The 11051-nt window shown below is 37.7% G+C and carries 7 protein-coding genes; 4 read left to right on the top strand and 3 right to left on the bottom strand.

Features of this window, described 5'->3' with window-relative positions:
* Positions 1-402: 402 nt before the first annotated feature.
* On the bottom strand, positions 403-1668 hold the full coding sequence (locus B091_RS0109060) for an aromatic amino acid transporter (RefSeq protein WP_018109688.1): 1266 nt from the start codon (positions 1666-1668) through the stop codon (positions 403-405).
* 228 nt (positions 1669-1896) lie between these two features.
* Between B091_RS0109060 and B091_RS0109055 the strand changes: the two genes are divergently transcribed.
* Positions 1897-3879, top strand: coding sequence for a DUF4954 family protein (locus B091_RS0109055; protein WP_018109687.1), 1983 nt, complete (start codon positions 1897-1899; stop codon positions 3877-3879).
* An 88-nt stretch (positions 3880-3967) separates the two neighbouring features.
* Here the strand turns inward: B091_RS0109055 and pheS are convergent, their stop codons facing one another.
* Both pheS and B091_RS0109045 read right to left on the bottom strand, forming a co-directional pair.
* A complete protein-coding gene (gene pheS / locus B091_RS0109050; protein WP_018109686.1) occupies positions 3968-4987 on the bottom strand; it encodes a phenylalanine--tRNA ligase subunit alpha in 1020 nt (339 codons plus the stop codon).
* A 208-nt stretch (positions 4988-5195) separates the two neighbouring features.
* Entirely contained in the window at positions 5196-6626 is a 1431-nt protein-coding gene (locus tag B091_RS0109045; RefSeq protein WP_018109685.1) for an aspartate ammonia-lyase, read from the bottom strand.
* Positions 6627-7330: 704 nt separating this feature from the next.
* On the opposite strand from B091_RS0109045, the gene gnd reads away from it, so the two are divergent.
* From gnd to pgl, 3 genes are read left to right on the top strand one after another with little or no spacing between them, the layout of a single operon-like run.
* Positions 7331-8800, top strand: coding sequence for a decarboxylating NADP(+)-dependent phosphogluconate dehydrogenase (gene gnd / locus B091_RS0109040; protein ID WP_018109684.1), 1470 nt, complete (start codon positions 7331-7333; stop codon positions 8798-8800).
* A 41-nt stretch (positions 8801-8841) separates the two neighbouring features.
* Entirely contained in the window at positions 8842-10329 is a 1488-nt protein-coding gene (gene zwf / locus B091_RS0109035) for a glucose-6-phosphate dehydrogenase (RefSeq protein ID WP_025069606.1), read from the top strand.
* A complete protein-coding gene (pgl, locus tag B091_RS0109030; protein WP_018109682.1) occupies positions 10326-11033 on the top strand; it encodes a 6-phosphogluconolactonase in 708 nt (235 codons plus the stop codon). Before zwf ends, pgl begins: the two co-directional genes overlap by 4 nt.
* Positions 11034-11051 lie beyond the last annotated feature (18 nt).

Genomic DNA, 11051 nt, shown 5'->3' with positions numbered 1-11051 from the left:
CCTCGCTTTTGAATGGACTTAAGGAAGTTGTTTAGTTCTTCACCTGTTTTGAACTGTTTAAAGAACTCATCGGGGATTAAATCTTCTGTTTTCATACATGTCTAAGTTTTTTATTATAAAACAACGGCTCAGGTAAAGTTGTTACCCAAGCCCATCATTTTAACTTACACACTTTATGAGAGGGTGTCTACCTAAAATTGGGGTGATGCACCGATTTTTGTTTATCTATGCTCAATTGATTTTTATTCTTGCCTACTTGGTATTTGTAGCTAAGTGTTAAGCATATAAAAACGAGTAGGTGGTTTACCTCAAGGCAGTAGCTCGCATGCTTGGTGCGAGTAGGTGATAAAAAAGGCTCAGTCAACGCTGAGCCTTTTGATATTGTATATGTGATTATTTTCCTTACTTGAAAGGTTGGACGATGCCAAACTGTGTAATAAGTTGAGAGGCAAGTGTGATCACTGCAAATAGTAGGATAAAATAGACTAAGAACTTTCCTCCAAACACACGGTAGGGTGCATCAGGAAATATTTTTCTAGATTTCAATACCATAAGGGCTGGTACAATAATCGACCAAATAGCAGCTGCAAATCCCACATAACTAATTGCAGTAACAAATCCGAATGGGAATAAGAAAGATGCAACTAGTGGAGGAAGGAACGTAATACAAGCTGTTTTAAATCTACCAATACGTGTGTTTTTGATTGACAGTAGGTCGGCGATATAGTCGAATAGCCCGAGAGATGCTCCAAGGAAAGAGCTTATAATAGCCACATAAGTGAAGAAGTTGATTAGCTGATGTAGTAATTTGATCGATACATATCGGCTTAATTCAGCAATCATAGCCATTACATTGTCATCTGCTTGATTAATTTTAATGAATGCTTCACGGGGCAAATTGCCTTGTACGGCAGTTAGCCAAAGTGAATAGACTACAAATGCTATTGCAGATCCCCAAATTATACTTTTTTGAATTAGTTTGCTGTCTTTCTGATAGTACATAACCATACTAGGTGCCGTACCGTGAAAGCAAAAAGAGGTCAAACATACGGGTAGAGCAAAGAAAAAATAGGGCCAATAGTTAGCTTCACCCTCAGTGGCTGGCAGTTGAGCCGATATATTTGCCAAAAAGTCAAAATTGATATGCTCCATTAACCCCGTAATCATCGCTATAAAACTGATTACCATAGCGATGATTAAAACCACTGAAGCTCTATCAATCGCTTTAGTTGATATCCAGACGCAGAGTGCTAATACTAAACAGAAAATCAAGCCTCCGAGGGGTTGGAAATTGGTTTCAGTGCCAGTTATGGTATCTAATATATTATTAGTGATTCCTCCACCCAAGGTGATGTAGGCATAAACAAGGGTGTAGAGTACAAACGAAATGGTAACTCCTGTAATAATATTCCATTTCTTACCGAGTAGGTCTTTGACCATGGTGTCAAAGCTAGCACCTAGTGGATAGTGTAGATTGGCTTCTACCAACATTAGTCCAGAACAAATCATACAAAAGCATGAATAAATCAAAACAAATAAAGAGCGATAATACCATAGGCCTGCTGTTGCGATGGGTATGGCGACCATACCTCCTCCAATTAAAGTACCTGCAATAATCATTGTCCCACCCAGTAGAGATGGTTTTCTTTTTTGTTTGTTTTGTGTCATTTTTACTTGTTTTGTTTTTGAAGTGGGTAAAAGTACGACTTTAAAAACTTGCTTGCAATTAAAAAATGTTTCTCATTCTTTTATGCACTTTGGTTTAACCTAAAATAAGTTCATTCGTATTTTCTCCTTCTTGTGGATAAATTAAAATCATTTATTTATGCCTGATGTTTAATGAAATGCTTAAATTTGAATTAATTAACCTGATTTTTTATTAAACTAATACATTAAATGGGCTATCGTAAACTTCAGTCTTCAGAAATAGATCAATTAATCAGTCAGGGTTGCACCTCATCGGGGTGGAATTTAATTGAGGTTGATTCTGAATTTGATGCATCTCATGTATTAAATGTTAGCTTTTCTGGAGATATTCGAATAGGAAAACTCTCGGGCTCTTTTGTGCAGCCAGGCGGAGTTTATCAGAATTCAGCTCTTCGCAATGCTCGTTTACATAATTGCAGCATTGGTAATGGTGTGTTTATTGATGGAGTAAATAATTATATCGCCAACTACGATATCGGTGATCATACTTATATTCAAAATGTAGATATGATTTATGTTCAAGGCATATCTAGTTTTGGTAATGGGCAAAAAGTAGCCGTAATGAATGAGCAGGGCGGGAGAGAGATCCCAATTTATGATCATTTAAATGCTCATTTTGCTTATATTCTTACGTTTTATAGGCATCGTCCAAAACTCCTTGTTCAGCTTCTTAAAATAATAGAGAACTATTGTTCTACAATCTCTTCAGATAGAGGTTTTATTGGCAATAATGTGACTATACTAAATGCTGGGGCTATTAAGAATGTCAAGATTGGTGATAATACTACCCTTGAGGGAACGAAGTTATTAGAGGAGGGCAGTATTAACAGTAATGCTACTGCACCCGTGCATATTGGGTATAGTGTAGTGGCCAATAATTTTATTATTTCATCAGGAGTTCGTATTACTGATGGTGTAATGCTTAATCGCTGCTTTATCGGTCAAGCTTGTCGTTTAGGACATACATATTCTGCTACCGACTCGCTATTCTTTAGCAATTGCCAAGGAGAAAATGGCGAGGCTTCCTCTATCTTTGCAGGCCCTTATACGGTAACTCATCATAAATCGACACTCCTTATTGCAGGGATGTTCTCATTTATGAATGCAGGTTCGGGTTCGAACCAGAGCAATCACATGTATAAATTGGGTGCTATTCATCAAGGTATTGTAGAGCGTGGAGGAAAGACAACAAGTAACTCTTATATTCTTTGGCCAGCTCGTATTGGTGCTTATTCCCTCATTATGGGCCGTCACACGAGCAATGCGGATACTTCCAATTTACCATTCTCCTATTTGATTGAGAAAGACAACACCACGATTCTTGTTCCTGCGGTCAACTTGAAAAGTGTAGGTACAATTCGAGATGCAAAGAAGTTTCCTAAGAGAGATTTAAGGGCTGATCCTGATAAACTAGATTTCATAAACTTCAATCTTCTGAGTCCTTATACTATTGAAAAAATGTTTAAGGGTATAGAAGTGCTCGAAGATTTGAAAAATACTTGTGGAGAAACCTCATCAATATATGCTTATCAGGGATGTTCTATAACGTCAAAAGCATTGCAACGTGCTATTTCACTCTATAATTTGGCGATCAAAAAGTTTCTTGGCAACTCGTTACTCTCTCGCTTAAGTAATTGTTCCTGTAATAACGACGCCGAAATTAGATCTTGTTTAGTACCCGATACGAATATTGGGCTAGGTGATTGGAGAGATTTGTCTGGATTGATTGCACCCCAGTCGGCAATTACTGAGCTTATTTCGCTCATTGAGCGCGAGCAGCTTAAAACAACGCAATCTATTCATGGTTATTTTAGAACTTTGCATGAATCATATTATACTTATGAATGGACTTGGGCTTGGTCAAAGATTGAGCTTTACTATAATGTTAGTTTAGATACCATTACCGCATCTGATGTAAAGCGAATAACACAGGAGTGGCTTAAAGCAGTAATAGCTTTGGATGAGATGGTTTATGAGGATGCCAAAAAAGAGTTTTCACTATCCTCTCGCATTAGTTTTGGCCTTGATGGTAATCGCTATACCCAGAAGATTGATTTTGAGTGTGTGCGAGGTGTCTTTGTGGAAAATGACTTTGTTAAGACTGTCTTAGAGCATATTGAAGTCAAAACAAGGTTGGGTGATGATCTGATTTCAAGATTAAAGCTTGATTAATCATTTATAAGTTGAAATAAGATATTAAAATAGGCCGTATTAGCTGAGCTAATACGGCCTATTCAAATTATATGATATGGAGCTGTTCTTAGTGAGCAGATTCAAATTCTTTTAAGAAGCGGGTGTCGTTTTCAGAGAATAGACGTAAGTCACTAACCTGATATTTGAGGTTTGTTATACGTTCAATACCCATACCGAGTGCGTAGCCACTATAAACATTGCTATCGATACCATTTGACTCTAAAACATTAGGGTCAACCATTCCACAACCTAAGATTTCAACCCAACCAGTATTCTTGCAGAAAGGACATCCTTTACCGCCACAGATATTACAGCTAATATCCATTTCGGCACTAGGTTCAGTAAATGGGAAGTATGATGGGCGTAATCTGATTTTAGTGTCTTCGCCAAACATTTGTTGTGCAAAGTGGAGTAAAACCTGTTTCAAATCGGCAAAAGAAACATCTTTATCAATATAAAGAGCTTCAAGTTGGTGGAAGAAACAGTGAGCACGGTAGCTGATGGCTTCATTTCTGTATACTCTACCTGGGCAGATGATACGGATTGGTGGCTTTGAGTTATCCATAACACGTGTTTGAACCGATGAAGTATGAGTACGAAGAACAATGTCTGGTTTGGACTCGATAAAGAAGGTGTCTTGCATATCTCTAGCAGGATGATCAGCAGCAAAGTTTAACGCTGAGAATACATGCCAATCGTCTTCTATTTCAGGACCCTCAGCAATGCTGAAGCCTAAGTTGGAAAAGATCTCGATAATTTCATTTTTAACAAGAGTTATCGGATGTCTTGTTCCCAAAGCAATGGGATAAGATGTACGAGTTAAGTCTAGTCCGTCAGCAGAGCTGTCACTAGTCTCATTTTGAGCTTTAAGAATAGCTATTTTTTCTTGAGCCATATCTTTAAGCTCATTGAGTTTCATACCTACCTCTTTTTTTAGCTCGTTAGGGACATCTCTTAACTCTTTCATGAGCTGAGAAACCTCACCTTTTTTGCTTAAATATTTAATACGTAAAGCTTCAATCTCTTCTGTTGTTGAAGCTTTAAGTGATTCAACCTCTTTAAGAAGCTGTTCTATTTTAGCTATCATATCTTCGTGTTCTAATTATTTATTCATTGGTTATCTGCAAATATACAATTTTATCTACGAATCTGAATGATTACTAGTTTAGTTTTCTATCCCTTAGCACGATAAATTTAACTCTATGTCTGAAGTCAATGTCGTTAACTATTCTAAATAATAAAGGAGAGCGTTGGCTCTCCTTTATTATTTAGAATTTGTGGGATATTATAAAATCTTACAATTGTCTTTTAGCCTTAATGCTAAGTTTTACGGGTTTAATCATATTCTCAGGTTTAAGAATAGTTTCTAAATCTTCTTTTGACAAGATATCATACTTTAATACTAAGTCACAAACGCTTTGTCCTGTTTCGGCTGCCTCTTTAGCTATTACTGTTGAGTTCTTATAGCCGATAATAGGGTTTAGGGCTGTGATAATACCGACGCTGTTATGTACCTGATCTTTACAGTGCTCAGCATTGGCAGTAATGCCATCAATGCAACGTGTACGTAATACATCAAAACCTTTGATTAGCAAGTTGGCCGACTCAAAACAGCATTGTGCCATAATAGGCTCCATTGCGTTGAGTTCCATTTGAGCTGCTTGACCAGCCATTGTAACACAAACATCATTTCCTATAACTTTATAGGCTATCTGATTGGCTACTTCAGCAATAACGGGGTTTATTTTGCCTGGCATAATTGAAGATCCAGGTTGAACTGCAGGGAGGTTGATTTCGCCAAATCCACAACGTGGTCCTGAAGAGAGTAAACGTAGGTCATCACAAATTTTGTTGATTTTAATAGCAACACGTTTCATCGCTTGCGAGTAACCAACCATACTCGTTGTGTCAGAGGTAGCTGCTACAAGGTCTTCGGCCAAGCGTATTTCAAGCCCTGTTATTTGGCTCAGTGCTTCAACACATTTAGCGGAATACTCAGGTTCAGAACATATACCTGTACCTATAGCTGTTGAGCCCATGTTTACGATTAAAAATTCGTCAGCAGCATAGTTAAGGTTCTTAATTTCATAATTTAGGATGTTCGCAAATCCGTTAAAGGTTTGTCCAAGTGTCATTGGTACTGCATCTTGCATTTGCGTGCGGCCCATTTTTATGATGTCTTTGAACTCTTCGGCTTTCTTACGGAACGAATCAACTAAGGATTTTAGGTGTTGAATTAGCTCAAGATGAGTATAGTATAGGCCAATGTGAATAGCCGAAGGATAGGCGTCGTTAGTAGATTGTGAGCGATTTACATGGTCGTTGGGTGAGCAATATTCGTATTGCCCTCTTTTGTAACCCATGATTTCGAGTGCTCGGTTGGCTATAACTTCATTGACATTCATGTTAGCTGTGGTGCCAGCTCCGCCTTGGATCATGTCAATGGGAAAAAACTCATGATGTTTTCCAGCGATAATCTCATCGCAAGCTTGCGTTATTGCATGGAAAAGGTTGTCGTTCAGAAGTTCTAACTGATGATTAGCAATTGCTGCTCCCTTCTTTATTATCGCGAGTGCTTTGATGAAAAGAGGGTATTGGCTTAGTTTGAAATTGCTGATAGGAAAGTTTTCTATCCCTCGTAGGGTTTGAATTCCGTACAATACATTTTCAGGAACTTCTTTAAAACCAATTAAATCGGATTCGATGCGTGTTTCTTTGTTTGCCATAACTCATGAGATTAATAAATAAATTTAAAATTAGTGCTTTTTATACTCTATTACAAAGATCTAGCTTAAAAACTTGAAAATTCATGACAGATGTATAAATATAAGGTGCTTAAATGATTTAACCAAGAGTAATAATAGTTAACTATATACAAATTAAACACTTTTAGTTTGTATATGTTTCTAAATAGTTGATAATTTTTTAAGGAGTTTGAAGTTTATTAGGCTAAGAGCTGTATATTCAGCTAAATCGGTTCTAAATGAATTACTATCTCCATATATATTAAATCATTTTCTGTTTTTATTTCAAAACATCCCCAAATTAGTTGCTACGATAAACTTTGATCGAACAGGTACCATTAAGATCGGAAAATATGTACTTAATCGCTCTTTTATGTTGCCTGGTCTAGTAACAACATTTACAACTGCTTGCGTTGGATTAGTGATGGTTTATCTTAATTTACTAACATCTGTTTTACCTTTTGTTAACTCAGAATGTAAAAAATAATAACCTATTTTGCATATAAAGTTTGGCTTATAGGGGTATTCATTTACTTACAGTAAGTATTTTAATCCTTTTGGTTGACAGCTTTCATTAGGTAACTTTAACGAACAATTAGACTGCTAGATTCGTTTGAATATAGTAGTTTAGAAATAATTTTCGAGCTAAAAAATAAAATAAACAGTTAAGACATAGATAAAATATTATGCAAAAGAAATCGGATATTGGGCTAATTGGTTTAGCCGTTATGGGTGAAAACCTAGCTTTAAACATGGAAAGCAGAGGATGGAATGTATCAGTTTATAATAGAGTTCATCCAGGTGCTCAGACAAATGCTGTAACTCGTTTTATGGAAGGCCGTGGAAAGGGTAAGAACTTCCAAGGCTTGACTGATATTGCTCAGTTTGTAGAGTCTATTCAAACCCCTCGAAAAATTATGTTGATGGTCAGAGCAGGAAGCCCTGTTGACGAATTAATGGATCAACTAATACCACATCTTGCTCCGGGTGATATTATAATTGACGGTGGTAACTCTAATTTCGAAGATACTGATCGCCGTGTTGCCTATGCCGAGTCTAAAGGGTTTAGATTTGTTGGTGCTGGTGTGTCGGGTGGTGAGGAAGGCGCTTTAAATGGTGCTTCGATTATGCCTGGTGGATCACTTTCTGCATGGGATGAGGTTAAACCTATTTTGCAAAGTATTGCAGCCAAAGCGGACGATGGTGCACCTTGCTGCGATTGGGTAGGTCCTGGTGGTTCTGGCCACTTTGTTAAAATGATTCATAACGGTATTGAGTATGGTGATATGCAGCTTATTGCTGAATCGTACTGGGTACTAAAACAAGTGTTAGGTCTTTCAAACGATGAATTATCTGATGTTTTTACGCAATGGAACGGTGGCAGATTAAATAGCTACTTGATTGAAATCACTGCAAATATCTTAAAATTTAAAGATAAAGAAGGTGATTACCTGATTGATAAAATTCTTGACACTGCGGGCCAAAAAGGTACTGGTAAATGGTCAGTAATTAATGCCATGGAGCTAGGTATGCCATTGGGTTTAATCGCATCAGCTGTTTTTGAAAGAAGCTTGTCAAGCAATAAAGAAATTCGCCTTGAAGCCGAAAAGATATTTGGTCACGATAAAGAGCAAGGTTTATATAATAAGGCAGATATGCTTAAGGATGTTGAGTCTGCACTTTATGCTTCAAAGCTTGTGTCTTATGCACAAGGTTTTGATGTCTTACAAAAAGCATCAGAAGAGTTTAATTGGGATTTAAATCTAGCTTCAATTGCTCGTCTTTGGAGAGGTGGCTGTATTATTAGAAGTGGATTCCTTAATTATATTGCTGAAGCTTTTGAGGCTAAAGATAAACCTCGTCACCTTTTATTTGCACCTTATTTTAGTTCTGAAATCAAAGAAAGCCTCTTTGGTTGGAGACATTTAGTGGCGCATGTTCTTAAAGAAGGAATGCCAGTTCCAGCTTTTTCTTCTGCATTAAATTATTTCTTTTCACTAACCTCAGGTTCACTACCAGCCAATATGATCCAAGCTCAGCGTGACTATTTTGGTGCACATACTTTTGAGCGTATCGATAAACCTCGTGGTGAGTTTTTTCATGAAAACTGGACTGGATATGGTGGTGATACTAAATCTGGGACTTATAACGTTTAATTAAGATGAGAAAAGCTATTGTTGAAAGTCATCCATTAGTGATGGTTATTTTTGGAGCTTCTGGCGATCTAACTAAAAGAAAGCTCATGCCAGCTCTATACTCTTTACACAGAGAAAATCGTATAAAAGGAGATTATCGTGTGATGGGTGTGTCTCGAACAGCATATACAGATGAGACTTTTCAGGCTTATATTCGTCAAGAGCTTGAAAAATTCATTCCTGCAGAGGAGCAAGATGCTGCACTTATGGATGAATTTGTAACACATTTGCATTATGAGTCAATGGAGATGGGTGAGGGTGCACTTTCACATTATGAAAACTTAAAAGCACGTCTTCAAGATTTGGCAGGATCTAAAGAACTCGATAATCTATTGTTTTATTTAGCTACTCCACCGTCACTTTACTCTCAAATCCCAGTTAATCTTAAAGAAACTGGGCTCAATGTAAAGAATGCTCGTATTATTGTTGAGAAACCTTTTGGCTATAATCTGGAGTCGGCACAAGAGCTTAACGAAATCTATCGTGCTGCTTTTCGTGAAGATCAAATCTATAGAATTGATCACTTCTTAGGAAAAGAGACAGCTCAGAATATTTTAGCTTTCCGCTTTGCCAATGGAATTTTTGAGCCGCTTTGGAATAGAAATTATATCGACTATGTCGAAATTACCGCAGTCGAAAACCTTGGAATTGAGAACCGTGGAGGGTTTTATGATGGTACTGGAGCATTGAGAGATATGGTTCAGAACCACTTGATTCAATTGGTTGCACTTACTGCTATGGAACCTCCTGCTATATTTGATGCAGATAGCTTCCGTAATGAAGTGGTTAAGGTGTACGATTCGCTTATTCCTCTTAAAGATAATGAGTTTGATGATCATGTAGTCCGTGGACAATACGTAGCCAATGGTGACAAAAAAGGCTATCGTGAAGAAAAAGGCGTTGCAGCTGATTCGCGTACCGAAACTTATATCGCTATGAAAATAGGGTTTGGCAACTGGAGATGGAGTGGAGTACCTTTCTATATAAGAACAGGTAAACAGATGCCAACCAAGGTTACTGAAATCGTGGTTCACTTTAAACCTACACCAAACCAGATGTTCCAATGCACTGAGGGAGCTTGTCCTACGGCTAATAAGTTGATTCTAAGGATTCAGCCTAATGAGGGTACTGTGCTTAAATTTGGAATGAAAGTTCCAGGCTCAGGCTTTAATATTAAGCAGGTCGAAATGGATTTTACTTACGACCGCTTAGGTGGTACTAAAGTAGGAGATGCCTATTCACGTCTGATTGAAGATTGTATACTTGGAGATCAAACACTATTCACGCGCAGTGATGCTGTAGAGTCTTCTTGGAAGTACTTTGATCCTGTGATTAAGCATTTTGATGAAACTCCTAAGTTCCCACTTTATGGTTATCCAGCAGGTACATGGGGTCCTCGTGAAAGCGAAGATCTTATGAATATAGATAATGCATCGTGGACCAATCCCTGTAAGAATTTAACAAATACAGATCAATATTGTGAACTATGAAACTGATGAAGTATAATTCGGCTACTGAAACAGCAACCGCTCTTATTGAGCGCTTGTTGGCTTTGATGTCTGAGGACACCAATAAAGCATATCACGTAGCCTTGAGTGGAGGTAGTACTCCTGCGTTGATGTTTGACATATGGGCAAATGAGTATATTGACAAAACTGATTGGAAACGTTTATTTATTTATTGGGTTGACGAGCGTTGTGTTCCACCAGAACACTCTGACAGCAATTATGGTATGACAAAAAAACTTTTGCTAGATAGAGTACCCTTGTCTGAGGATCAAGTTTATCGAATTAAAGGCGAAGATAATCCTAACGTTGAGGCTGAGAGATATTCTGCTCTTGCTTCAAAGCAATTGCCTGAGAGAGACGGATTTCCTGTTTTTGATGTTGTTTTCCTCGGAGCAGGCGATGATGGACATACTTCATCTATATTCCCTGGTCAAGAAGAGTTACTTAAGTCTGCAAAGCCATTTGTGGGTTGTTTTAATCCATACAACGGCCAGAAGCGTATTGCAATGACGGGACAGACCATAATAAGTGCCGATCTAGTTGTATTCTTGATTACTGGTCAAGGTAAGGCAGATGTTGTAGCAGATATGTATTCTTCGGGTGATGTTGGTCCTGCAGCTTATATAGCTCACCATGCTTCTCCTGTTGAGATATTTCTGGATTCAGCTGCTGCAAGCAAATTATAGAAAAGTACACTGTTTACA

The sequence above is a fragment of the Bacteroides propionicifaciens DSM 19291 = JCM 14649 genome (assembly GCF_000375405.1).
GTDB classification, from domain to species: Bacteria; Bacteroidota; Bacteroidia; order Bacteroidales; family Bacteroidaceae; genus Bacteroides_E; species Bacteroides_E propionicifaciens.
This window is presented reverse-complemented; position numbering and strand designations above follow the sequence as displayed.